This window comes from uncultured Succiniclasticum sp., assembly GCF_902793885.1.
Classification (GTDB): domain Bacteria; phylum Bacillota; class Negativicutes; order Acidaminococcales; family Acidaminococcaceae; genus Succiniclasticum.
The window spans coordinates 37471-60177 of sequence record NZ_CADBFF010000014.1 but is presented as its reverse complement, the minus strand read 5'-3'; the positions used below and the strand labels follow the sequence as shown (position 1 = coordinate 60177).

Below are 22707 nucleotides of genomic sequence, written 5' to 3'. Positions count from 1 at the left end.
TCATTTACCTCCTACCGTTGTGCCGGTGACTGTTCCCAGTGCGGCTTTCAGGATATTACCCTGTTTTTCGATATTAAAAACTATAATCGGGATCTTATTATCCATACACAGGCTGATCGCCGTTGTATCCATCACGCTTAAATGTTTGTTGATAACATCAATATAATCAAGATAATCAAACTTCTTGGCTTCCGGATGAGTGGCGGGGTCTGCATCGTATACACCGTCTACCCCATTCTTTCCCATCAGGATGGCATCTGCTTCAATTTCAGCAGCCCGCAGCGCCGCTGTTGTATCTGTAGAAAAGTAAGGATTTCCGGTACCGGCCGCAAAAATGACCACCCGTTCCTTTTCCAGATGACGAACGGCCCTGCGACGAATATACGGCTCCGCGATCTGACGCATTTCAATGGCCGTCTGCACCCGTGTCGGTACACCAATCTGCTCCAGTGCATCCTGCAGCGCCAGTGAATTGATTACCGTAGCGAGCATTCCCATATAATCTGCTGTAGCACGGTCCATACCTTTATTTGCACCGGACAGGCCGCGCCAGATATTGCCGCCGCCGTTTACTACTGCGATTTCCAGTCCGTAGTCCAACACTTCCTTGATTTGCCTTGCAATGGAGTTTACAACATTCGGGTCAATTCCGAAGCCCTTTTCTCCCGCAAGTGCTTCCCCGCTTAACTTTAATACGATACGTTTGTATTTCAATTCATTCGCCACGCCGACACCCTCCTATTTCCTTTTTTGTCATATACGAACTAAATTCGGAAAGATGATACTTGCTGATAATTTCATATTATTATACCACATCTTGCGTTTTAGAAAAATAGCAGAACACAACAAATACCTCAGAAATTGTGAAAATTTGCTAACATTATTTTTGGATTATGTTTTTCCTCTTTTTCCCATCCTGAATTTTTTGCAGCCGGTCACAAAAAAAGACTGCAAAAAATTTGCAGTCTTTAATGATAAACGGATTATTTTTTAATGAAAGCAGCAACTTCATCTGCGAAGTTTTCCTGTTTCTTTTCAATGCCTTCGCCTAACTGGAAGCGGGCAAAACGGGCAACATCCGCATTCTTGGATTTCAGCAGCTTGCTGATGGTCAGGTCGCCGTCGCGGATAAATTCCTGGTCTACCAGGCAAACTTCCTTGTAGTATTTATTGATGCGTCCCATAACCATCTTGGCGATAATGTTTTCCGGTTTACCCTCGTTGCGGGCCTGTTCGGTCAGAATATCTTTTTCATGTTCCAGTTCGGAATCGGGAACTTCATTACGGTTTAAGAACTGGGGATTGGCTGCGGCAACCTGCATGGCAATATCCTTGCCCAGTTCAGCGTCGCCACCCTTCATATCAACCAGAACACCAATCTTGCCGCCGCCATGGATATAGCTGTACACTTTGCCTTCTGCGCTTTCGTAGCGGACAAAACGACGTACGGAAATGTTTTCGCCGATCTTGGCAATGGCTTCGGTAACAACATCTTTAACGGTCTTGCCTTCCATTTCGGAAGCCAGCAGCGCATCAACATCTGCCGGATTGGTTTTTACAATAAGTTCAGCAATGGATTTTGCCAGAGCCTGGAAGTTTTCATTTTTGCCTACAAAGTCGGTTTCGCAGTTAACTTCTACGATTGCGCCGGTTTTGCCGTCTTCGGTAACATATGCTACTACAGCGCCTTCTGCGGCAACACGACCGGCCTTTTTAGCAGCCTGGGAAAGACCCTTTTCACGCAGGAAGTCAATTGCTTTTTCCATATCGCCTTCCGTAGCTACCAGTGCCTTTTTGCAGTCCATCATACCTGCGCCGGTGCGTTCACGCAGTTCTTTTACAATTGCAGCAGTAATCTGTGCCATAGTTTCATCCTCCTGTATTTAAAAACAATATAGTATTTACCGGTTATAAATAAAGGGAACCGCAACGGGTTCCCTTCAAAATCATTACACTAAAGGTTCCCGGAACCGAAAACCAGTTGAAAATTATTCTGCGTCAGCAGCAGCTTCTTCAGCAGGTGCTTCTGCAGCTTCAGCGGTCTGCTGGCCCTGGCGTCCTTCCAGGACAGCATCAGCCATCTTGCTGGCCAGTAAACGTACGGCGCGGATTGCGTCATCGTTTGCCGGAATTACATAATCCACTTCATCCGGATCGCAGTTGGTATCAACCGTTGCTACGATAGGAATATTCAGCTTGCGGGCTTCCAGAACAGCAATGTGTTCTTTGCGGGGATCGACTACGAACAGGGCTGCCGGCAGTTTTTTCATCTCTTTGATGCCGCCCAGGTTCTTGTTCAGCTTTTCCATTTCATGACGCAGACCCAGCACTTCTTTTTTCGGCAGTACGTCGAACGTTCCGTCTTCTTCCATCTTTTCCAGCTGACGCAGACGGGCTACGCGCTTCTGAATGGTTTTGAAGTTGGTCATCATGCCGCCCAGCCAGCGTTCATTTACATAGTACTGGTTGCAACGGATCGCTTCTTCACGCATGGCTTCCTGCGCCTGCTTTTTGGTGCCGACGAACAGAATGTTGCCGCCGTTCTGCGCAGTCTCACGAATGAAGTTGTACGCTTCGTCAACTTTTTTAACGGTCTTCTGCAGATCAATGATGTAGATACCGTTACGTTCGGTGAAGATGTACTTCGCCATTTTGGGATTCCAGCGGCGGGTCTGATGACCGAAATGTACGCCGGCTTCCAGCAGCTGTTTCATGGAAATAATTGTGCTCATGTTTTTTTCCTCCTGTTTTTTCCTCCGCAGCCTTCTTTGTATTCGGGCTCACCGCTTGCGCGGACAGTACCCATCCGACTGCGTGTGTATTGAAACACTTGAAGTATTATAGCACAGTCGCTGCCATCAGGCAAGACTTTTTTAATAACATATCAAAATATTTTATTTTATGATTTCCAGCGTCTTTTTAATGTACTGTGCCATCTCTTCCGCTGCAATCACGTCTTTGTGCAGGATGGGCATCGATTCAAGGGCAGTAACCTGTGCAGGCACCGTACTTTCTGTTTCTTCCGCAAGCCGGTGCGCTGCTTCAAACGGATCGTTTTCATTTAATCCGGCCGCCTTGCCGATGCCTTCCAGAACCGTTTTGCAGAATTTAAAGGGACTGGCAGTAGACAGCACAACAATATAGCTGTCATCTCCGCTCAGCAGACGGTATTTTTCAGCAGCCCGCCAGGCCACAGCCGTATGCGGGTCAACCAAATACTCAAAATCATTGTGGACCCGCCCTATAGCGTCAACCGTTTCCTGTTCGTCGATCCAGGCAGCAAAAAACAGTTCACGCACCTGCTCCGCCACATCTTTGGAAACCTGGTATTTCCCAACGGTATTTAACTGCTTCATCCAGGCTGCAACCTGCGCCGCATCGTTTTCCGTCAAATCAAACAACAGGCGTTCCAGATTACTGGAAACCAAAATATCCATGGAAGGCGAAACGGTTTTATTCAGTACGCGATTCTTGTCATAAACGCCGGTGTTGACAAAATCCGTAAGCACATTATTCGAGTTGGATGCACAAATAAACTGTTTTACCGGCAGTCCCATTTTCTTCGCGTAATAGCCTGCCAGTATATCGCCGAAGTTCCCGGTGGGAACAGCAAAAATAATTCGTTCACCCGGTTTAATGCGTTCACTGGCAACCGCGTCCGCATACGCTTTAAAATAATAGGTAATCTGCGGAGCCAGTCTTCCCCAGTTGATGGAGTTCGCCGAAGAAAATACCCAGCCGCAGTCTTTCAGTTCATTTTCCAGTGACGCATCACTGAAAATATCTTTTACGCCCCGCTGCGCATCATCAAAGTTGCCGCGGATACCGAACACTTTCGTGTTTTTTCCCGGCTGTGTCACCATTTGTAATTTCTGTACAGGACTTACGCCGTTTTCCGGATAAAAGACAATGATTTCCGTGCCCGGTACATCTTCAAAACCTTCTAACGCAGCTTTTCCGGTATCTCCGGACGTAGCGGCCAGGATGACGATTCTTGTGTCAGAACCGGTTTTTTCCTGGGCTTTTGTCATAAGATGCGGCAGAATCTGTAATGCAATATCCTTAAATGCCATGGTGGGACCATGCCATAATTCCAGTACATCCGTGCGTTCCCCAACCTTACGGAGCGGTGTGGGATCAGGCCCGAACTTCCCGGCAGCATAGGCTGCCGCAGCACACTCTGTCAGCTCGTCTGCCGTGTAGTCCGTAAGAAAATAACTCAGTATTTTGGCGGCGAACTGTTCGTAGGGCAATGCATGCATACCCAGAATCGTTTCCAGGGAAAAGTACGGAAAAGACTGAGGCACAAACAATCCGCCGTCGCCGGCCAGGCCTTCTTTAATTGCGTGGGCAGCAGAAACCTTTCCAGTCTGCCCTCTTGTACTCACAAATAACATTTTTTCTTCTCCTTTACATTGTCAGCAAAACTACTGTGGCACGGGTCGCCCTGACCAGATCTTCGGGGCCGGCCAGAATCTGCATACCGCGCATACCTGCGCTGATGGCAATTCGGTCAAACAGCCGGCAGGTTTCATCCATAAAGACCGGATATTCTTTCTTTGCTCCCAGAGGCGAACAGCCTCCACGGATATAGCCGGTCAGGGGCAAAACTTCTTTCAGATGGACCATTTCGCAGCTCTTGTTCCCGCTGGCTCTGGCAAGCGCTTTTAAGTCCAGTTCCCCGTTTCCCGGAATTACAGCAAACAGTACGCCTGTTTTATCGCCGCGTACACACAGCGTTTTAAACACCTGTTCCGGCGGCATGCCAACTTCCTTTGCCACATGAACGGCGTCCAGATGTTCTTCATCTACAGGATATGTTTTTAATTCGTACTGAATCTTTAAATCATCCAGGATACGGGCTGCATTTGTTTTCTTTATTTTTTTCACAAATAAATCCTCCTGCGTTTATATATAGTAAACTAAAACCAATAATTTGTAAAGTGGGTGTAGCCACAAGCATAGTAGCCGTGCGTACTCGCGAAAAGTTTGTTAAAAAAATAAAACAAAAAATGGCGGCCACGTGGTAGCCACGTACTAAAAAGAATAAAAAATTATAGCAAAAAAATAGGGGCACCCCGAAGGGTGCCTTTGCTATTTTGCGACCAATGCTACCACCAGACAGGCCGCTACAGCCGCCCATCCATTTCGCTGGGCTTTAATGCGCAGCCTTCATACTTTTTAACGTTCGCGTAACGGTTCCCGTTAATCCATAACCTGCCATTTGTACCGCGTATGATTTTATTAGTAATATTATCCGGCATTTTTCACCCTCCTATTCCATATTGATGGTAAAGCGCAAATCTTCCATTGCATCCAAAATCTTGATATCACCTGCAAGGAACACATTCGATTTGAATGTCATCCGTTTCACCTTTTCAATGCTCCAGTCGCTGGCTTCCTGTTTACCGATGGCCAGCCATGCATCGCGCTGCTTCTCAACATCAACAAAACTCCGATTGTCAAATTCCGGATCCAAAATTTCTTCTCTCTGTAATTCGCGGAAATACGTATTTACAGAACTCATAAAGAGACACTGGTTATCATAATGGTTTTTATATTTCCCTACATAATAATCTTTGTATGTAGTGTAAATGTCTTCTTCAATTAAGTTCATACTTTCAACGATGATAATCTTTTTCATGTCTTCGGAGTCTGTGCTGGTAAATGTCGTAAGACTGTTCACGCCACGACCAATCTTGATTTTGTCATCATGTGATAGCTCCACCGGTCCTTGGCTGTCTTTACCGCGCTGCCGAATGGCAACCGTCCCTGCTAGAGCCCGAACCGGATAAAGTTTTCACTTTTCCCTAATATTCTGGCCGCTACCGCCGTTGGTACTTTCCTTGGCATCGTTAATTGCCTCCTTTCCGTTTTTGCTCCCTCCGTGCTATAATTTATGTACCGGCCCCCACCGGAATAAATTTGAAGGAAGTGGTGTTCATGAAATTGAAACTTCATCAGTTGCAAAGCTTAGATGCTTTGCTGAAACGGCTTGCTTTTGAACAGAGTTCAAATACACAGCCTGAGTTTCAACCGCAACTGGTTATTTCCTTAGATGGTCAACCTGTTGCCGGTGATTATTTCCACAAGTACGAGAATGGCCGTCCTTTTACGTTCACACATCGAAAATCCGAAACGGGAGAGATTACTGTTTCTTCTGATCAGGTAAACCGGCCCATTGACTACCATCTTGTCCAAGACTTTTATTTACGACAGTTTTCCAGCAAAGAGTCTTCCATTAGTTATCTTTTTGAAAATCCTGCTGTTTTATTTTCAATTCTTCTTCAAGACAAGTATCTTAATCTTGAAATCGATGAAGGCCAGCCTTTTATTTTCAATCCGCGTTTTTTGGGAAAAATTCATTGTGGTATTGAATTCCTGCAACTTGACAAAGACGCTGAATATGAGCTTATATCTCTGGCCATCGAATCTGTATAAATTGAGATTCAAGCTTTAACCGCTTGCATACCACTCCTGCTGAACTGTGTGGCTGGGATTATGTGCCACCAGATTCTATTCTCTCTTCATCAGAAAAGATTCTTATTTCTGACTTCCGCCAGCTTAATCCTGCCGGCCAGACAGCAGCCGCAGCCGCCGTCAAAAGCTTTACCCAAATGGATCAGTTCCGGAAAGATACAGAAAAGATACAGAAAGCAGACGCTGGATAAGGGTGTGCGGTCGGAACGGTATCCCCTGTTGATTGCCCGCAAATGGCTCTACTACCGTGGCTGGAACCGTTCGGTTTTATGTTCGGTTTTTGCGGCTCGACGCAGTGGCTGCTCTCTCGAACTAACAATAGAATGCTGGCAAGTTAAGTTACAAAGAGACAAACAAATAGACTGTCTATATTTATAACAGAGAGCAGGCTCAAAAGCCGCGCTATGACTGGACTGCAGAAAATTCTCCGGTCACTAAAGTGACCGGACGCATTGTCAGCCTGGCAAGTTACCGGCAAGTTAAAGAGATAATTCAGCCAGGGTACAATCTGTACCCTGACTACCTTCCCGGGGACAGGTTTCCCCGGGAACCAGTTACAGCTTGTTACCAGTTCAAAACGTGAAAGGTTGTCACGGGTTCATAACATATTCCCAAACGTTTGGGAATATAAAAAAGCCGTCCTGAGACGGGAAAAGGAGTGACTGCTTTAAAATTAATTCTCAATTAAAAATTAAATATTGTAGCTTCTCAGAAATAATGATATAATTTCAATACCAAGAAAGGAGGTGCTGATCATGTCAGCAAAAAAAGAGCCTGTGAAAATTGATCTTGAAGAACTGAAAAGGCAACGCGACAATCATGCCTCCCGTTGTGCAAAAATAGCCGAGGAGGTAAACAAATGGGGAAAAAAGAGCAAACCCGACCTGAGCTTTCTGAAAGCCAACTGATTGATTTCCTGTATATTGACAAGAGCCGTGTAGATTCCCTTATATCGCAAATTCGTAGCGGAACCCTGAGAAGCGTAACCAAAACAATTGGTACTTCTGAGGGTTCTTCTGTTTCTGTAAACGGCGGTGTTCCCGCTGTTGTGTCTGGCGGCTTCAACAATTCTTTAAAGAGCCAGGAAAAGGCGGCCGAAAACTATGATCCGTATCACAGCCAAATCCTTGATTTGCTGAATGACCTTTCTATTGCTCCACTGGTTGAATTGCCAGAACATGCCGTCGGTCAGCTGGTAGTTTTAAATGCAACGGTTAATATCCGGGATATCCGATCGATAAAAGCAGTTACTCCACTCATTGTAAAGAATAAAAAACTGCTAAAAATTCCCAGCGACAAAAATACCAATGATTTCTTTAGATTAATCGAAGACCTTGTAAAACAGATGGATGACGCAATTGATCTGACTGCAAATTTTAATGGCCATACCATTAAAGGTGTGCTGCAGGAATCAAGTCTCTGCCTGAAGCCAGCGGATATAACCCGTACCTACGGTGTGCAAATGCCCGGCTCATGGTACATTTTAGGAATTTTAGATTCTGCATCTCAGCCTGCAGATCCGCCGTCTGCAGATTCTTTCGAAAGTGCAATTGATGCGTTTACTAATGCGATAAGGCAAGTGTATTCTCAGCCGTTTTACACCGTTATTCCGATTCTGATTTATCGCGTAATTACTTACTGAGCAGATTTACTCTTCCCGGGGACAGGTTGTCTCCAGGGAACTGGTTACAGTACGAAACCGTTCTACTACAAAATGTGGCAACTGAAAGCGTGACAAATTGTCACTGGTTTAAAAGAATATCGTTTTGTTGATTTCAACAAAACAATAATGTAAGTAATTCCCAAACGTTTGGGAATTTAAAAAGCCTCCCGGTCGGGAGGCGGAAAGGATACCATGGCTAAATACTTAGGCGGAATTAGCAATCCGGATATTGATGTGGTTGATTTTTCCAAGAGTTTTCTTTCCATTGATTTTGAATTAAAATTTTATGATTATAACGGCGAATCTTTCGGTTCGCAAACTATGAGCATCAGTGATCATATCATCCGCTATGAAGAAGTCACTTCTGAAAAGAATCGTTCTTCTGATTACAGTCTAACCTGGGGATTGACCGGGTATCTTGCCGGCGGTCCGCTTTGGGGTATTGTCGGCGCCATACTGGGCGGAAGCAGCAAAGAAACTGAAAACCATATCGTCTTTTGCGAACTGGATAACGGCTGGCAGTTTGCCGTGCATTTGGATAAAGATGAATTTAAAGCATGGAAATTGTGCATGGATACTTCGATAAAATACAATACTCAAACAGATGAATAAATATAATAATCGCCCGTTGTTATGGTTTCCCAAACTTTTAGGAAAATAAAAAAGCCTCCCTGGCGGGAGGCGGAAAGGATACCATGGCTAAGTATTTAGGCGGAATTAGTGATCCGGATATTGATGTGGTTGGTGTTTCCACAAGTTTTTGTGATGTTGATTTTGAAATAAAGTTTGATGACTTAAAACATCCGGAAGCATCAGACTTTGAAAGAATCAATATTTACGAACATATCACGCATTATGAAGTAATAACTTCAGAAAAGGTTCAGTCTTCCAGCTACAGCTTAACCTGGGGACTGGCCGGATACCTTGTCGGCGGTCCGCTTTGGGGTGCTGTCGGCGCCATACTGGGCGGAAACGGGGAAAAGAAAACGCCTTCCAGCCATGTGGTTTTCTGTCAGTTAGATAATGGCTGGCAGTTCGCTTTGGAAATGACCCCCGAAGAATTCCGCAGATGGAAAGATTTTATCAAAAGTGCTCTTGAAGAATAATAAAATGACCGCCGGTGTTGGGGCACCGAGCGGTCAAAGGATGTGCTGCAAACATACACCGCACGCTAATACGGGAGTAGTCTGCCCTTTTATTAAACAAAAGAGTTTTTCATTATTATGTCTTGATATCATCACCAAATGTTATTGTAGTATTTCTAATCTGTTCAAATAGAGAATCTGATCTTACTGATGTCGAAGATGAATAGTTTACTCTTGTGCAGCTACTTAAGCTACATTTATCAATCCGTTTTTTGATTTCAAAACCAATATCTTTCTTGTTTTCATTCTGATAATTCTTCATGCTTCCACCCCTCAAACAACCTAATGTCTTGTAAAGTAGCAGCTCCGTTACCTGATTGTCTTATTTCGACCTTGCCTTGCGATAAAAAGAACTCTGAACCGCCATTTAAGCTTTCTAACAATACTCTTTTTACCGCATAATTCCCATTGTTATTTGCTGCAATAGTTCTTATGTCTGCTGGTTCTCTCAAACCAAGTTCCTTGCTTATATCATCATAAATATCTTTAATGATTCGATACAACTTATCATCAGGTTTCTTTATATTTAACTTTAAACTATTTTTTGCCTCACGCCTATTAATCGTGTAGTCATGACTTCCTGATTCACTACACAGAAAAGATATGATTTTTTTGATTCGCTTCTTGCTTTTTACTTGATTAATCAACAATTTTTTAGCAAGCATTTTGATTTGTGCTCGTGAACGAAAAACATTACCCAAAACAAGAGGATGAACGTGTTCAGTAAGTTTCAACAATACGTTTGATAGCGCCATGTCATCCTTTATTCGTAACTCGCTTTTCGCTAACGCAATATAACCTTTTACGGCTTCAACACTAACCGGATAGGTTTTATCTATATTAGGCATTCTTGGGTTTAATGGAGTATTAAGACTTGGATCTATAGGCCCTAAAGTTGCTTGTTTTGTCATTATAATCGAATTAGCTCCTAAGCTAATAATCGTCCCAGCGCTATGCGCTTTATGTGGCACAATAACCTGCAACTCGTCACAATACTGTCGAAGGAGATTAATTATATTCCAAGCAGCCGCTGTATCCCCTCCTCTTGTATAAAGATAAAGAGATATTTTTTTTACAATTCCAATCTTATCTAATTGCTCAATAAATAAGTCAATTGTATCTCCTGCAATTTGGGTTTCAAATCCTGGACGATCCCCAGTAACATATACTAACACATGACTTTTAAGCTGCTTTTCCAATTTTTTATATAACTCAACTCTATCTTTATACAAAAGCATCATCCTCTTTTATTGTATTTATGATGATTAATTATATCAATAAATCGGAGGTTTTTCAAATGAAACGTGCAAATGGAACTGGATCTTTGAATATGCCCTGGCCAATGACCTGGTCAATAAAGATTATTCGGCATTTCTGAAAACCATGGCCATGAAGCATTCGGACATGCACCAGCCTTACACCACAGAAGAATTACGCACGTTATGGCTGCACACGGATTCGGATCTGGTAAAAATCATATTGATTCAGATCTATACCGGTATGCGCCGTGGCGAACTGGTACAGATGAAGATGGAGAACGTCAACCTGAAAGAAAACTACATGATTGGCGGAAGCAAAACGGAGGCCGGTATCAACCGGACCATTCCTATCGCGAAATGTATTATGCCCTTTGTGCAGCACTTCTATTCCATCAGCCGATTCGCACACTGGCCGTACCTTCTCATGCCGGATAAACAACGTAACATTGGAGTGTGGAACGGTGTTGTTAATCTGCGTAACGTAACCGACAAAGCAACGGAAAGCTTATCGCTGCCCCGTCACCTTACCCACGATGCCCGGCACACCTTTGTCACTATGGCCAGCAATTACAGCATGGATGACACTACGCTGAAGCGGATCGTGGGACATTCACGTGGTAGCAACGTTACGCAAGCTGTTTATACGCACAAACAAATCCAGCAGTTAATTGCAGCGGTAAACACCCTTCCCTACGGCCCTGAGATGTACCTTTCCCCGGAAGAAAAACATATGAATAGTGGTAGCCACGTGGTAGCCACGTAGTAAAAATATGTGATAATTAACAGCAAGACAGACGGCGCAAACCCCGATAAAGCCTCATTTTCCTGAATCGAAAAAAATCATCACGAAAAAACTAAAATGTGGAAAAACGCAAATATCTCTGTTATAATTAACTGAGAAAACAACAAATTTTGTAAAATCTGTTAGCACATTTCCTTTAATTACTTTATTTTTGTTTTTCAAAACCGGTTTTTCCTGTTACAATTACATATAATAATTGGAATTGTATCGCTTATATATTTTACAGAAAGAGGCGCGGAAAATGGCGTTAAAAATTGCCTGCGGACAAATGGAAATTATCGCCGGACGTCCGGACTTGAATACTAAAAAAATGTTGGAGTTGATTGGTCTGGCGAAAAATGATAAGGTTGATATCCTTCTGTTTCCCGAACTGGCTGTTCCCGGTTCCATGATCGGTGATCTGTGGGAACAGACCGATTTTCTGAAAGACTGTGAGACTTACGGGCGACAGATCATTGCCGCGACAAAGGGAATCACTGTTGTTTTCGGTAATGTGGCCGCTGACTGGAAACGAAAAAACAAGGACGGCCATGTAAGGAAATACAATGCGGCCTTTGCCGCACAGGACGGAAAGCTTGTTCCAACCGGACAGGGACTTGACTATGTTGCCAAAACTTCCCTTCCCGCTTACCGGGAGTTCGATGACCCCAGATATTTTTCAGGTCAGGAGATGCTGCTGAAAGATAAACGTATATCTCTGAAAAACGGAATGGGATTGGTAACAGTAACATTACACGGCCAGGAGTATAAGATGGGTTTGCTTCTCTGTGAAGATGGCTGGACTGACAATTATCCCATAAACGTACCTGTCATGTTAAAACAGAGCGGCGCTGATATATTATGTAATCTTTCCAATTCACCTTTTACCTTGGGTAAAAACAGCAAACGGCACGCATTGTTTGGCAGCCAGGCAAAGGAATTGCAGCTTCCTGTTATCTACTGTAATAATACAGGTATACAGAACACCGGCAAAAACATTTACACTTTTGACGGACAAAGCTGCGTTTACGGCCCTGACGGAATGGTCAAAGCGGCAGCGCCTATGTTCGAAGAAAAATTGCTGGTTTTCTCCTGGGATAAGGATACCGAAAAGATACGAGCCTACTCGGCAGAAGATGAGCTGATCACCACAGAAGACGACGATGCGGAAATCTTATATAAAACCATTCGTTACGGAACATCGCGTTTTCTTAAACAAACCGGAATCAAACGTATGGTACTGGGTGCTTCCGGCGGCATTGATTCTGCTGTTACTGCCGCCCTGTTTACCGATATTCTGGGACCGCATCAGGTATTGCTTGTAAACATGCCGAGCCGCTATAATTCAGAACTGACCAAAAACCTGGCGCAGAATCTGGCAGAAAATCTTGGCTGCTGCTACACCATTACCCCTATTAACGAAAGTGTTTCACACACGGTTGAACAGTTGTACACGCCGATCCATAATTACACAACCAACCGCGATTTTAAAGTGGAACTGACCGGCCTCATGTACGAAAACATCCAGGCCCGTGATCGCGGCTCCCGGATTTTGGCCGGTTTTTCCGCTGCATTTAAGGGTGGTATCAGCTGTAATGCCAACAAAGCAGAAATTACGGTCGGTTATGGCACATTTTACGGAGACCTGATCGGTTTGTTCTGCCCGCTGGGAGATTTATGGAAGCATCAGGTCTATGCCCTGGGAAAATATCTTAATGAATCTGTATTTAAACGAAACGTAATTCCGGAACAGATTTTCACGATCCGTCCCAGCGCTGAACTGTCACAGGAACAGACGGTAGGAAACGGCGGCGATCCGCTGGTTTACGAATATCACGATTATCTGCTGCGTGCTTTTGTTGAAAAATGGGACACGTCCTCCCCTGCAGAAATCCTCAAACACTATATCCATCACGATTTGGAAGCGTTTTTAGGCTGCAGAGCGGGTATCCTCTCTCAAATTTTTTACACCCACGCTGCCTTTTGCAAGGATCTGGAGCGATGGTACGGATTGTTTACCGGGCTTGCGGTTGCCAAACGCATTCAGGCTCCGCCAATCCTTAGCTTAAGCAAAAGAGCCTTCGGTACCGATTACCGGGAAGCGCAGCTGACCACGTATTATTCGTTGGAATATAAATCCTTGAAGGAAAAACTGCTGTTGCAGGAACGGTTATTTTAATTGTGGTGAAAACACAGAGTTTGTGAAATGAGGTATCTATGAATTCATTGTATCGCGGGATATCCCTGGCCGCTGTTTTCTGGACAACGGTGTCCATGTCTGCCTATACTCCGCACGAAACCGGGTCCCGGACTACCGCCAGCGGCGCCAGAGCCAAAGAAGGATACACCTGTGCGGCTAATTTTGTGCCGATGGGAAGCGTCATCATTTATGAAGGCCATAAATACGTCGTGCAGGACCGAATGAATCCAAAATACAACCGGCATGTAGATATTTTTATGGAATCCCATAAAAAAGCCCTGCAGTTCGGTCGAAAGAATGCAAAAGTCCAGGTCATCACCCCGGACGACAAGCAGGTAAAGCTTCCGAAAGAGAATAAACACAAAGAGAATAGAAGCAAACAAATTGAAACAAAAACGGAATCAAAAAAACATATTCCAACCGAAGAAACAAAACCGACACCAAAACAACATATCCCAACCGAAGAAACCAAAACAGCGCCAAGCCAACAGATTCCAACCGAAGAAACCAAAATTCAAAATAAATCTGACAACAGTTCGCGTTCCCACAGTCCGGCTGCCGCCCCGGTGTTTAAGCCTCAGGTACGGCCTTGACAAGAAGGAGCTGATTCGCACAAACAAAACAGAAGACCGGAGCCTGTCTCTTTACCGCAATTCGCGCGATGAATTGCCGGTACATTGCAGAGAGGATGCTCCGGTCTGTTTTTATTATGGAATCACAGCGTATGATCCGAATTCGTGTAATATTCTGTTTATGTTTCTGACACAAATTACATTTCTAAACAGATTACATTTCTAACACAAATTACAATTCAATAGAAGTCGCATTAGCCAGCGTTGCTTTTGCGTCCGCCATGATCTTTTCGATTACATCTTTGCAGGGCAATACTTCATTCAACACGTTCAGGCTCTCACCTACCATGACACTGCCATTTTCGATGTCGCCTTCCTTCATGCCCATACGGGAAGTTCCCGTGCCCAGTTCCATCAGTTTCTCTTTGGGCGCGCCGCTTGTTTCTGCTTCAAGATATTTCTGCGTAAAAGCATTCTTCAGACACCGTACGCCCATATTTCTGGAATAACCGGTTACCACGCAGTCCGTATCGGTTGCCTTCACAATCATTTCTTTTGTTTTCTCGTGAATGGGGCATTCTGTTGTCACAAGGAACCGGGAGCCCATCTGCACGCCGTCTGCGCCCATCAGCAGGGCTGCAGCCATTGCGCGTCCGTCGGAAATACCTCCTGCCGCAAGTACAGGTATGGGATACTTATCTTTAAGCACATTGGAAAGCAAGGCCATCGTGGTCAGGGTTCCGATATGTCCGCCGCCCTCCATGCCTTCGATTACCATTGCGTCCGCTCCGGAAGTTGCAATCCGTTTTGCCAGTTTTACATTAGGTACTACGGGAATCACTTTGATTCCGGCTTTGTGCATCGGTTCGATCCAGGGTACCGGGCTGCCGGCGCCGGTGGTGACAAATGCCACCTTTTCCCTGCAGACAACATCTGCAATTTCTTTTACATTCGGAGCCATCAGCATCAGGTTTACACCGAAAGGCTTGTCCGTCAGGCTCTTCGCCTTTTTAATTTCTTCTTCTACCCACTCCGTGGTACGGCCTCCTGTACCGATAATACCGGCGCCGCCCGCATTGGATACGGCAGCAGCCAGTGTTCCGTCACTGCTCCAGGCCATGCCGCCCTGGATGATCGGATAGCGGATTCCTAACATTTCGCAAAAACGATTCTTCATAAAAACCTCCATTCTGACAAACGTCCGACAAAAAAAATGATAAAAACAACAAAATCTCAATCAGTGAAACAATCGCAGCACGAAGAGGATAATCGTGGTAGCCACCGCACCGATAATACCTACAAACAGAAATGCCGGAAGAATGAAAAAGATGATTCCCAGCACAATCAGGGCAAAGATGATCCATGTCAGCAGTCCGCCGCCCATGCGATACACTTTAAATCCGGATGAATTGTTGTTGTCTTCATAGGATTTATCCGCCCGCTGGTACGCGTCATCCTGTTGATAATAACTGTCTTTTTCCTGATATTCAGCACGTTTTGTATAACCTTCTTCGCCGGGATTTCCTTCCATTTCTATGGTTGTTCCAGCGAAGTTGTCCCGTTCTTCCCTTGTCAGGCTTTTCAGTTCAAAGTCAACCTGTTTGTGGCAGTAGGGACATTCTGTAAGACTGTCATCAAAATCATGCTGACAGAATTTACATAACATGGGTCATCCTCCTTACGAAAAAGCCATATTGATGAGACCGTCTTCACTGATATATCGCGAATCGAACGGTTTCAGGTGCAATACATCCTGAATGATTTCGCTTCGTTTCGCAACACGATTGCTGTCAATATGCACCTGTTCTGCATACGGCGCAACATCCATCAGATATGTTTTGGTGATCTTCATATAATTATCAAGTATTGCAAGAGTCCAGATCATAAAATCCTGATCACTGAAACAGGAAACGGGACGCAGCGCATAAAAATCGCTCCACATCTGCGACAGGTTTTTCCTGTCCTGCCATGATAAATGCAACAGTTTTCCAAATTGCAGGAGAAACTGGCAGACAGCATTTTCTTTTTTAACGGCAGCCGGCTTATAATCCAACTCCTTTGCAGGAAAGTGCATCGGTTTGCTAAGCATGTCCGTAGCCCCTGCAGAGGCAACCAAATGCGTCACCAGCGCCGGGTTGTCTTTTACGAACTGCTCCCAGTCCGCAAGAGGATTGGCAACCCTGTAATAAGCAAGAAATTTCGCCAGGCGGTTATGAAGTGTTTTCAGTCCTAAGGGCGCAATCTTGATACTGCGCAGATAGTCAGTAATCAGGTTACCGTCTTCAAAAACATGGGCGATACATAAAAGATCCCGGGTATCCACCGTTTCATCCACAGGCAGGCTCAATTCGGATATGCTTCCCGTAAAGAAGTCCCTGCAACTGAACCACCCGTCAGTTTCCTCCTTTTCAATGGTAAAAACCATTAGCTGGATTTTCTGCATCGACGCCAGTAATTCGATCAGGGCTTTGTTACGTTTGCCGTATTTGGGATCAGGATGTTTCCTGTAATACTCATAAAAGTGGTCAATGCCCCTTTCGTCCGTATCCCTCAAATGATAATCAAAAATAAAATATTCCCAAAAGGCTGCAAAAAGCTCCGGTCTGTCCGGATCAAATTCCGGTTCCGCATCCACCCCAAAATAAGCGTAACTGGCCCGCCGTCTGTCCAGACTGAAACGGGGTTCGCCAAAAAATTTCTGCATCATGTCAGACAGCGTGCTAAGCTTCTGTCCTAACTGCATGAAGACCTTGGCTTCCAGATCAGGTTCCTGGTTTGTCCTGTATCTGTCATATTCTTCCGGAAGGGATCCGTCTTTCCGGAAGAGCAACAGGCTGCCATCCGGCCCCAACAGTTTTAATCGGCACTTAGCCGCCGCCGTATCATTGCTGATGGCCCGTTTCTGTTTTAAAAACGTAAGCAGCCGCTGGATTACCGACAGGAAAAAATCCACGCCTTCGTAATCCAGCTCGAAATCGCCGATATTCCGCTGGCACCAGCTAATACAGTAAATGAAATCCTCACAGGTCATGTCGCCGATTCTATAGGAAGTGTTGCCGCAATAGATCATCAGATACATTACCTGCTGCCAGATATCCATTAACTCGTCGTCTGTTGCACCCCGAAACGCTTCCATCCGCAGAAACTGATCTGCATACCGGAACTCCAGTACGGTATTCCACCCCTCATCATCCGTATATAAATCATTGATTAAATCATAAATATTTGTCATACTTCTCCCAATACCAAAACTTCAGGTATTAACTGTACATTATAATTCTCCAAAATCTTCTTCTGGATGTATTCAATCAGCTGCAGCACGTCAGATGCTGTAGCGTGATCCACATTGACAATAAACCCGGCGTGCTTTACCGATACTTCTGCACCGCCGATCCGGAACCCTTTTAATCCGGATTCTTCTACCATCTGTCCTACAAACCGGCCCTCCGGACGCTTGAAAGTACTGCCTGCGCTGGGAACATCCAGCGGTTGTTTGCTGATACGGCGCTGGCTGAAATCATCCATCTTCGCCTGAATCGCGGCTTTATCTCCCGGTTTAACCATCAGTTCTGCTTCCAGAACGATGACATCGGAATCCTGTAAAGCAGAATGACGATAGGCAAAATGCAGGTCATCACGGGAGAGCGTTTTAACTTCCCCCGACCGTGTCATAACCTGTACGGACACCACCGCATCCTTCATTTCCCCGTCGTAAGCGCCGGCATTCATATAGACCGCGCCTCCGAGACTTCCCGGTATACCGACGGCAAATTCCATGCCCGTGTAGCCGGCGTCCCCGATGATCCGGCAGCATTGGGCCAGCGAAACGCCACTGCCGAAAACGAACCTGCCGTCATTTTGTTCCCAGTGTTTCAATGCGTTGCCAAGCTTCAGCACAATACCGCGTATTCCTTTGTCCCGAACCAATAGATTGGACCCGTTTCCCACAACCGTGAGCGGCGTTTTCTCTTCCCACGCAATACGCAACACCTTTCGCACATCTTCCCTATCTGCAGGAACTACCAATGCATCGGCAGGCCCGCCGATATGAAATGATGTGTGAAGGGACATAGATTCATCAAACCGAACCTGTCCTGCAATTTCTGATTTTAAACGTGAAACCGTTTCCTGTGTCAGCATATTATTCAGCTACTTCCTTCACGACATCCGTAATAGTCTTCGATACGTCCTGAAACATTAACTGAAAACGCTGGAACGCGTTCAGGTAATTCATCGCCAGCGGATTCAGGCTGAGGGTACGCATCATATCATTGAACTGCGCTTCTTTTTCTGCCGGGATTTCCTTTTTCTGATACCGGGCAATTTCCACTTCCTGACCCAGCTGCATGAACCTGTTGACCAGCGCTTTGGTATCCGGTTCAACCGATAATTTTTCTTTTGCTTCTTTCAAAACGGCAAATTCACGTGTCGCACGCATTTCCCTTGCCAGTTCATTAGCACAATCATATACTGTCATCGCTGTTTCTCCTCTGCAAAATAATTAAAATTACATACGTCACATATTGTAGCACAAATTACATAATCTGCCCATAGGGAATATTTAAATGCTGCCAGCCTTTTGTATCCCCCAACGTAAAATGCCACCATTCTTCTTTCCCCTGGGTAAAGCCGCATTCCGTCATTACAGAAACCAGCATATCACGCAAGAAGCGCTGCTGTTCCGTACCGCCTGAAAAATCCGGGAACTGCCGGACAGACACTTCATCAAAATCACTGATCATGGGTACCGCTTCTCCGGTTGCCAGATCATACAGGCTGACATCTACCACACGTCCGGTATTGCGGTCTTCCCCTTTATCAGGGGCAGGCATCATGCCTTTTTTATCTTTAGGCAGCAGATCCGAAGCCAGTTTGGAAACATACCAGGGTCGGTAGGCTTCCCACACCAAAAGGCCGTACCCTTTCGCGGCAAGCAGATCCGATGCTTTTTTCAACGCAGCGGCCGTTTCTGCCTCCGCAAACGCTTCCCCGGCATTATACAGGGGAACACCGAAAATGTTATTGTTTCCTGCGTAACGCAGATCAAACTTAACATTCGGAATAACGGATCGGATCCGAACCAGTTTTCCCGCCGTTCCCTGCTGCAGTTTTGCCGGCATGTCGGCCCTGGGCGCCGCGTCTTTCAGCGACTGGTAGTCTCCGGTAATTTCTACCCGGAACACTTTGTTTCCTTCACCCGGGAAAAAGTTCCGGGCAAACCGCTTGCCCCCAATTTTGCAGGCAATCCCGTTCCCGTCTGTATCCCTTTCAAAATGCACCGGCGCTTCCATTGTAACAAGCGGTCCTTCCTCATACAGCGTATAGGAATCAAACCGTACTTTTTTCAGCGGGAAAATATTTGCCATACTGAACTTTTTTTCTTCAGAACTTGACGGATATACAATCTGAAGCGTTCCTTTGTCTTCGCGCAACAGGAAAACAGAACCGCTTCCGTAATACATGCCTAACAGATAATTCACATCCTTCGGCACTGCCTTTGCCGCCATCACGGCAGGTGTCACAGAAAACAGACTGAGGGAAACTGCCAGAGAAAGTGCAGCAAGTTTTTTACTAATAGTCATAGATCATTCACCCGGTTTCATAATTTTAAAACGAACATCGGTCAGCGCATTCAAATTCTTCCGGATCTTTGTTACCATATCCAAATCAATATCCGCATAGATGATTTCTTCTTTGTCGCCGCCTTCCGCCACAATATGATTCATGGGATCAATGATGCGGGAGTGACCGTAAAAGGGATCGCCCTTAAAAGAACCGACGCAGTTTACTGCAGCCACATACACATGATTTTCGAAAGCCCGGGCGCGGGACAACAAATCAAACCCGTCTCCCCTCCGTGTGGGCCATTCTGCCGGGCAGACAATCAACCGGGCGCCCTGCAGGGCCAGATACCGGTAAAATTCCGGGAACCGTAAATCATAACAGATCGTAGCGCCGTAACATACTCCGTCCAGATCAAATGCGTTAAAAGATTCCCCCGGTGCAAAGAATTTTTCCTCATCAAACATGCCGAAGAGATGCGCCTTGCCATATTCATACACCAGGTCTCCCCTTTTGCTGATGGCAGGAATCATATTGTAAATGCGACCGTTTTTCCGAATCGGCAGCGAACCGGGCAGCAGGGAGCAGTTATATTTTCTGGCAATGCCGCATAAGGTTTCCACCAGCGGGCTGTCCAGGGTGACCGCTTCTTCTTTCAGATGTCCCAGCGAATATCCGGTGGTCCAGATCTCAGGCAAAACAACCAGATCGCTCTGCCGCGCCGCTTCCTCTAAAAGCATCAGTCCATGGGCCGTATTACCGGCACAGTTTCGTTCTTTGATTTCCATCTGGACCAGTGCAATTTTCATGTTAAAACCTGCTTTCTATTTCAAATAATTATTGACATTCAGCAATCCTCTTCCGGAAGGATTCCTTTTTTATCCAGGTACCGCGACACACATTTTTCCAACAACCGTAAGAGTTTTGTTCCTATAAAATCATTGCGGGAGAGCGGACGCAGCCAGGCAACCGGCAAATTGTACCAGTGAGCCCCCAGCACATCCGTGAACAACTGATCCCCGGCTGCCAGAATACAGCCCGGGTCCTTTGCCAAATCAAGTTTTGCCCGGCCCTCTTTCGCAGCAGATTCTTCCAGCAGACGGATGGCACCGGCATACGCCCGGGGAAACGGTTTCCCCGCCCATCGCAACAGCGGGATGTGAAGCCCGTGTTCTGTCAGTTGCTTTTCAATCGCCGAAATCCGTTTTCCTCCGTTATTGGAAGCCAGTACGATCCGGATATCCTGCTCCTGCAGTTTCTGCAGCCAGTCAATATGTTTTTCCGGTACTGCCCAACTGTTACGGGCTGCCAGCGTATTATCGATGTCCATCAAAACAGCCCGGTACTTATGAACGCGCAGCCATTCCGGCGTAATTTTTAAAATGGAAGAAAACCGATAGTCGGGATTTACTATTTCCGCTATCATGATTGGATTTCCTCACGGATGACCGCTTCAGCAGGAAACGTTACAACAAACCGGGTTCCTACATTAACCTGTGAAAAGACTTCAATATGCGCGCCATGCATACGGACGATCTCTTTGGCAATGGCCAGTCCCAGTCCCGTTCCTTTAGACGAACTCTGAGCATGGGACTTGTCCACTTTATAAAAACGTTCAAAAATAAACGGCAGGTCCTCTTCCGGAATCCCGGGACCGTTATCCACCACACTCATCTCAATGGAACCGTTTGCCAGCTGTTTTGTCTCATAGCGGACATAACTGCCCTGGGGCGAATACTTAATCGCATTGTCGCCCAGCAGTAACACAAGCTGAACGATCTGGTCGCCGTTCCCCATTATCTCCAAATCTTCTTCCAGCTGCAGTTTCAGTGTAATCTGCTTCGGTTCTGCTTTCACTTTCAGTTTTTCTGCCACATTCCGGATGATCTCTGTCAGGGGAAGCGGCTGCGTATCCGAAACTTTCAGCTTATCGGCCGACTGCAGCCGGCTGATATCCAGCAGACCGCGCACCAGACGTTCCAGCCGTTTTGTTTCGCTGCCGATCAGGTCGCAATACCGTTTGTTGGGATCGTCTTCCGCCAGACTGTCGCTGACAATGTCATTATAACCGCGTATAATCGTAATCGGTGTCCGAAGCTCATGGGAAACATTAGCCACAAAGTCGCGGCGTATTTTTTCCATACGGGCCAGCTTGCCTAAATAATTGCTCAGTTCCGTGCTCAGATGGTTGATGGCATCGCCCAGTTCCGCCACCTCGTCTTCGCCTTCCACTTCCACCCTGCGGGAATAATTTCCTTTCGCAATGGCAATCGTGGCATTTTTCATGGAAACCAGCGGCTTCACAATCTGCCGTGAAAGTTTCCGTACCATGAAGAGACTGAGCACCAGACCTAACAGTCCGACAATAATTGTAAAAATGTACACGCTCCGCAAAAAGCCGCCAAACCCGCTCAGCGGTTCCGCCATGAGGATCGCGCCACGGGGATGGTATTTATCGCCGTACGGTACGCCTACCAAAATTACCTGCTGTTTAAAATACGGATGATAAATCTGGGAACGCACGCTCTCGCCGCGGTAAATATCTTTTAAGATTTTATTAACATTACGGGATACCTGACCGCTTTTAATTTCTTCCGCCAGCCGCGTCGTGTACTCATATACAGGAATCCGGTCCGCAGGAACAGAAACGTCCGGCTTGCCGGTACCTACCTCGCCGTTGCTGCCTGCAGCCGTTTTCCCTGCGCTATCCACATCTGCCGCAATATTGGAAGCAGCCAGCAAGTTGTACTCATTGTCAAAAAGCCAGATACGGGCTCCCACCAAATGATCTACCGCAATCAGATAACGCATCAGCATATACCGGTTGTTGTCCTTCGTAACAAAGTACTCTACGGTATCTGCCATGTCATGGCCTTTCTGGGCCAGTTCGTCTTCTTTGATTTTAAAAAAGTAATCTGCAATTAAATAGGAAGTACCGGCCGTGATACCGACTACCACGATAACGATAATAGTCATGAAGCTGTACATCAGCCGGGTACTTAAGGATTTATTCACATTTCACCTCAAAATAGCATGTTTTGGCAG

25 protein-coding genes are annotated in these 22707 nt (G+C 45.7%); 8 read left to right on the top strand and 17 right to left on the bottom strand.

The window, feature by feature from the left end; all coding sequences use genetic code 11:
• The 7 genes from pyrH to QZV31_RS08325 form a co-directional block, all read right to left on the bottom strand.
• On the bottom strand, nucleotides 1–726 hold the full coding sequence (gene pyrH, locus QZV31_RS08355; protein WP_093730818.1) for a UMP kinase: 726 nt from the start codon (nucleotides 724–726) through the stop codon (nucleotides 1–3).
• 257 nt (nucleotides 727–983) lie between these two features.
• Nucleotides 984–1865, bottom strand: a complete 882-nt coding sequence (tsf, locus tag QZV31_RS08350) for a translation elongation factor Ts (RefSeq protein ID WP_295359580.1) — start codon at nucleotides 1863–1865, stop codon at nucleotides 984–986.
• 123 nt (nucleotides 1866–1988) lie between these two features.
• Nucleotides 1989–2732: a 30S ribosomal protein S2 gene (rpsB, locus tag QZV31_RS08345; RefSeq protein WP_295359579.1), complete on the bottom strand. Its 744-nt coding sequence runs from the start codon at nucleotides 2730–2732 to the stop codon at nucleotides 1989–1991.
• 162 nt (nucleotides 2733–2894) lie between these two features.
• Nucleotides 2895–4397: a threonine synthase gene (gene thrC / locus QZV31_RS08340; RefSeq protein ID WP_295359578.1), complete on the bottom strand. Its 1503-nt coding sequence runs from the start codon at nucleotides 4395–4397 to the stop codon at nucleotides 2895–2897.
• A 13-nt stretch (nucleotides 4398–4410) separates the two neighbouring features.
• On the bottom strand, nucleotides 4411–4890 hold the full coding sequence (gene ybaK, locus QZV31_RS08335) for a Cys-tRNA(Pro) deacylase (protein WP_295359577.1): 480 nt from the start codon (nucleotides 4888–4890) through the stop codon (nucleotides 4411–4413).
• 239 nt (nucleotides 4891–5129) lie between these two features.
• Complete coding sequence (locus tag QZV31_RS08330; RefSeq protein WP_295359576.1) at nucleotides 5130–5264, bottom strand: hypothetical protein; 135 nt, start codon at nucleotides 5262–5264, stop codon at nucleotides 5130–5132.
• 11 nt (nucleotides 5265–5275) lie between these two features.
• Nucleotides 5276–5728, bottom strand: a complete 453-nt coding sequence (locus QZV31_RS08325; protein WP_295359575.1) for a phage tail sheath C-terminal domain-containing protein — start codon at nucleotides 5726–5728, stop codon at nucleotides 5276–5278.
• Between the two features lie 215 nt (nucleotides 5729–5943).
• Between QZV31_RS08325 and QZV31_RS08320 the strand changes: the two genes are divergently transcribed.
• The 5 genes from QZV31_RS08320 to QZV31_RS08300 all read left to right on the top strand — a co-directional run bounded on the left by QZV31_RS08320 (nucleotide 5944) and on the right by QZV31_RS08300 (nucleotide 9249).
• Nucleotides 5944–6441, top strand: coding sequence for a hypothetical protein (locus QZV31_RS08320; RefSeq protein ID WP_295359574.1), 498 nt, complete (start codon nucleotides 5944–5946; stop codon nucleotides 6439–6441).
• Between the two features lie 794 nt (nucleotides 6442–7235).
• The gene (locus tag QZV31_RS08315; RefSeq protein WP_295359573.1) at nucleotides 7236–7388 is read left to right on the top strand and encodes a hypothetical protein; all 153 of its coding nucleotides are present in this window, start codon (nucleotides 7236–7238) and stop codon (nucleotides 7386–7388) included.
• Entirely contained in the window at nucleotides 7340–8122 is a 783-nt protein-coding gene (locus tag QZV31_RS08310; protein ID WP_295359572.1) for a hypothetical protein, read from the top strand. The genes QZV31_RS08315 and QZV31_RS08310 overlap by 49 nt, the downstream gene beginning before the upstream one ends.
• 213 nt (nucleotides 8123–8335) lie before the next feature.
• The gene (locus QZV31_RS08305) at nucleotides 8336–8755 is read left to right on the top strand and encodes a hypothetical protein (protein ID WP_295359571.1); all 420 of its coding nucleotides are present in this window, start codon (nucleotides 8336–8338) and stop codon (nucleotides 8753–8755) included.
• A gap of 83 nt (nucleotides 8756–8838) precedes the next feature.
• Nucleotides 8839–9249 carry a hypothetical protein gene (locus QZV31_RS08300; protein WP_295359570.1) on the top strand — a complete coding sequence of 137 codons (411 nt, stop codon included), beginning with the start codon at nucleotides 8839–8841 and terminating at the stop codon, nucleotides 9247–9249.
• Nucleotides 9250–9530: 281 nt separating this feature from the next.
• On the opposite strand, the gene QZV31_RS08295 is transcribed toward QZV31_RS08300, so the two are convergent.
• Nucleotides 9531–10520: a hypothetical protein gene (locus QZV31_RS08295; protein ID WP_295359569.1), complete on the bottom strand. Its 990-nt coding sequence runs from the start codon at nucleotides 10518–10520 to the stop codon at nucleotides 9531–9533.
• Nucleotides 10521–10677: 157 nt separating this feature from the next.
• Here QZV31_RS08295 and QZV31_RS08290 point away from each other — a divergent pair, with 157 nt between their 5' ends.
• The 3 genes from QZV31_RS08290 to QZV31_RS08280 all read left to right on the top strand — a co-directional run bounded on the left by QZV31_RS08290 (nucleotide 10678) and on the right by QZV31_RS08280 (nucleotide 14121).
• A complete protein-coding gene (locus QZV31_RS08290) occupies nucleotides 10678–11310 on the top strand; it encodes a site-specific integrase (protein WP_295359568.1) in 633 nt (210 codons plus the stop codon).
• Between the two features lie 280 nt (nucleotides 11311–11590).
• Complete coding sequence (gene nadE / locus QZV31_RS08285; protein ID WP_295359567.1) at nucleotides 11591–13507, top strand: NAD(+) synthase; 1917 nt, start codon at nucleotides 11591–11593, stop codon at nucleotides 13505–13507.
• A gap of 38 nt (nucleotides 13508–13545) precedes the next feature.
• On the top strand, nucleotides 13546–14121 hold the full coding sequence (locus QZV31_RS08280) for a 3D domain-containing protein (protein ID WP_093730824.1): 576 nt from the start codon (nucleotides 13546–13548) through the stop codon (nucleotides 14119–14121).
• 211 nt (nucleotides 14122–14332) lie between these two features.
• On the opposite strand, the gene QZV31_RS08275 is transcribed toward QZV31_RS08280, so the two are convergent.
• Genes QZV31_RS08275 through QZV31_RS08235 form a run of 9 tightly spaced genes read right to left on the bottom strand, consistent with a single transcriptional unit; the run spans nucleotide 14333 to nucleotide 22677 of the window.
• Nucleotides 14333–15277 (bottom strand): nitronate monooxygenase, encoded by a 945-nt coding sequence (locus tag QZV31_RS08275; RefSeq protein WP_295359566.1) that lies wholly within the window; start codon nucleotides 15275–15277, stop codon nucleotides 14333–14335.
• Nucleotides 15278–15337: 60 nt separating this feature from the next.
• On the bottom strand, nucleotides 15338–15766 hold the full coding sequence (locus tag QZV31_RS08270) for a hypothetical protein (protein WP_295359565.1): 429 nt from the start codon (nucleotides 15764–15766) through the stop codon (nucleotides 15338–15340).
• Nucleotides 15767–15778: 12 nt separating this feature from the next.
• Entirely contained in the window at nucleotides 15779–17332 is a 1554-nt protein-coding gene (locus QZV31_RS08265) for a hypothetical protein (protein ID WP_093730827.1), read from the bottom strand.
• On the bottom strand, nucleotides 17329–18240 hold the full coding sequence (murB, locus tag QZV31_RS08260) for a UDP-N-acetylmuramate dehydrogenase (RefSeq protein WP_295359564.1): 912 nt from the start codon (nucleotides 18238–18240) through the stop codon (nucleotides 17329–17331). The genes QZV31_RS08265 and murB overlap by 4 nt, the downstream gene beginning before the upstream one ends.
• 1 nt (nucleotide 18241) lies before the next feature.
• Nucleotides 18242–18577: a YlbF family regulator gene (locus QZV31_RS08255; RefSeq protein WP_295359563.1), complete on the bottom strand. Its 336-nt coding sequence runs from the start codon at nucleotides 18575–18577 to the stop codon at nucleotides 18242–18244.
• Nucleotides 18578–18635: 58 nt separating this feature from the next.
• Nucleotides 18636–19682 carry a M15 family metallopeptidase gene (locus QZV31_RS08250; protein ID WP_295359562.1) on the bottom strand — a complete coding sequence of 349 codons (1047 nt, stop codon included), beginning with the start codon at nucleotides 19680–19682 and terminating at the stop codon, nucleotides 18636–18638.
• 3 nt (nucleotides 19683–19685) lie between these two features.
• Nucleotides 19686–20471 carry a carbon-nitrogen family hydrolase gene (locus tag QZV31_RS08245; protein WP_295359561.1) on the bottom strand — a complete coding sequence of 262 codons (786 nt, stop codon included), beginning with the start codon at nucleotides 20469–20471 and terminating at the stop codon, nucleotides 19686–19688.
• A 38-nt stretch (nucleotides 20472–20509) separates the two neighbouring features.
• Nucleotides 20510–21088 carry an HAD hydrolase family protein gene (locus QZV31_RS08240; protein ID WP_295359560.1) on the bottom strand — a complete coding sequence of 193 codons (579 nt, stop codon included), beginning with the start codon at nucleotides 21086–21088 and terminating at the stop codon, nucleotides 20510–20512.
• Nucleotides 21085–22677, bottom strand: coding sequence for a HAMP domain-containing sensor histidine kinase (locus QZV31_RS08235; protein ID WP_295359559.1), 1593 nt, complete (start codon nucleotides 22675–22677; stop codon nucleotides 21085–21087). The genes QZV31_RS08240 and QZV31_RS08235 overlap by 4 nt, the downstream gene beginning before the upstream one ends.
• Nucleotides 22678–22707: the final 30 nt, after the last annotated feature.

Bases quoted from the DNA above. Each gene is read 5' to 3' on its own strand.
- QZV31_RS08265 (WP_093730827.1), bottom strand. From the start codon at position 17,332: ATGACAAATATTTATGATTTAATCAATGATTTATATACGGATGATGAG.
- thrC (WP_295359578.1), bottom strand. From the start codon at position 4,397: ATGTTATTTGTGAGTACAAGAGGGCAGACTGGAAAGGTTTCTGCTGCC.
- QZV31_RS08290 (WP_295359568.1), top strand. From the start codon at position 10,678: ATGAAGCATTCGGACATGCACCAGCCTTACACCACAGAAGAATTACGC.
- QZV31_RS08245 (WP_295359561.1), bottom strand. From the start codon at position 20,471: ATGAAAATTGCACTGGTCCAGATGGAAATCAAAGAACGAAACTGTGCC.
- QZV31_RS08280 (WP_093730824.1), top strand. From the start codon at position 13,546: ATGAATTCATTGTATCGCGGGATATCCCTGGCCGCTGTTTTCTGGACA.
- QZV31_RS08270 (WP_295359565.1), bottom strand. From the start codon at position 15,766: ATGTTATGTAAATTCTGTCAGCATGATTTTGATGACAGTCTTACAGAA.
- QZV31_RS08275 (WP_295359566.1), bottom strand. From the start codon at position 15,277: ATGAAGAATCGTTTTTGCGAAATGTTAGGAATCCGCTATCCGATCATC.
- QZV31_RS08240 (WP_295359560.1), bottom strand. From the start codon at position 21,088: ATGATAGCGGAAATAGTAAATCCCGACTATCGGTTTTCTTCCATTTTA.
- QZV31_RS08310 (WP_295359572.1), top strand. From the start codon at position 7,340: ATGGGGAAAAAAGAGCAAACCCGACCTGAGCTTTCTGAAAGCCAACTG.
- murB (WP_295359564.1), bottom strand. From the start codon at position 18,240: ATGCTGACACAGGAAACGGTTTCACGTTTAAAATCAGAAATTGCAGGA.
- QZV31_RS08300 (WP_295359570.1), top strand. From the start codon at position 8,839: ATGGCTAAGTATTTAGGCGGAATTAGTGATCCGGATATTGATGTGGTT.
- tsf (WP_295359580.1), bottom strand. From the start codon at position 1,865: ATGGCACAGATTACTGCTGCAATTGTAAAAGAACTGCGTGAACGCACC.
- QZV31_RS08250 (WP_295359562.1), bottom strand. From the start codon at position 19,682: ATGACTATTAGTAAAAAACTTGCTGCACTTTCTCTGGCAGTTTCCCTC.
- QZV31_RS08315 (WP_295359573.1), top strand. From the start codon at position 7,236: ATGTCAGCAAAAAAAGAGCCTGTGAAAATTGATCTTGAAGAACTGAAA.
- QZV31_RS08305 (WP_295359571.1), top strand. From the start codon at position 8,336: ATGGCTAAATACTTAGGCGGAATTAGCAATCCGGATATTGATGTGGTT.
- QZV31_RS08330 (WP_295359576.1), bottom strand. From the start codon at position 5,264: ATGCCGGATAATATTACTAATAAAATCATACGCGGTACAAATGGCAGG.
- QZV31_RS08320 (WP_295359574.1), top strand. From the start codon at position 5,944: ATGAAATTGAAACTTCATCAGTTGCAAAGCTTAGATGCTTTGCTGAAA.
- rpsB (WP_295359579.1), bottom strand. From the start codon at position 2,732: ATGAGCACAATTATTTCCATGAAACAGCTGCTGGAAGCCGGCGTACAT.
- QZV31_RS08255 (WP_295359563.1), bottom strand. From the start codon at position 18,577: ATGACAGTATATGATTGTGCTAATGAACTGGCAAGGGAAATGCGTGCG.
- nadE (WP_295359567.1), top strand. From the start codon at position 11,591: ATGGCGTTAAAAATTGCCTGCGGACAAATGGAAATTATCGCCGGACGT.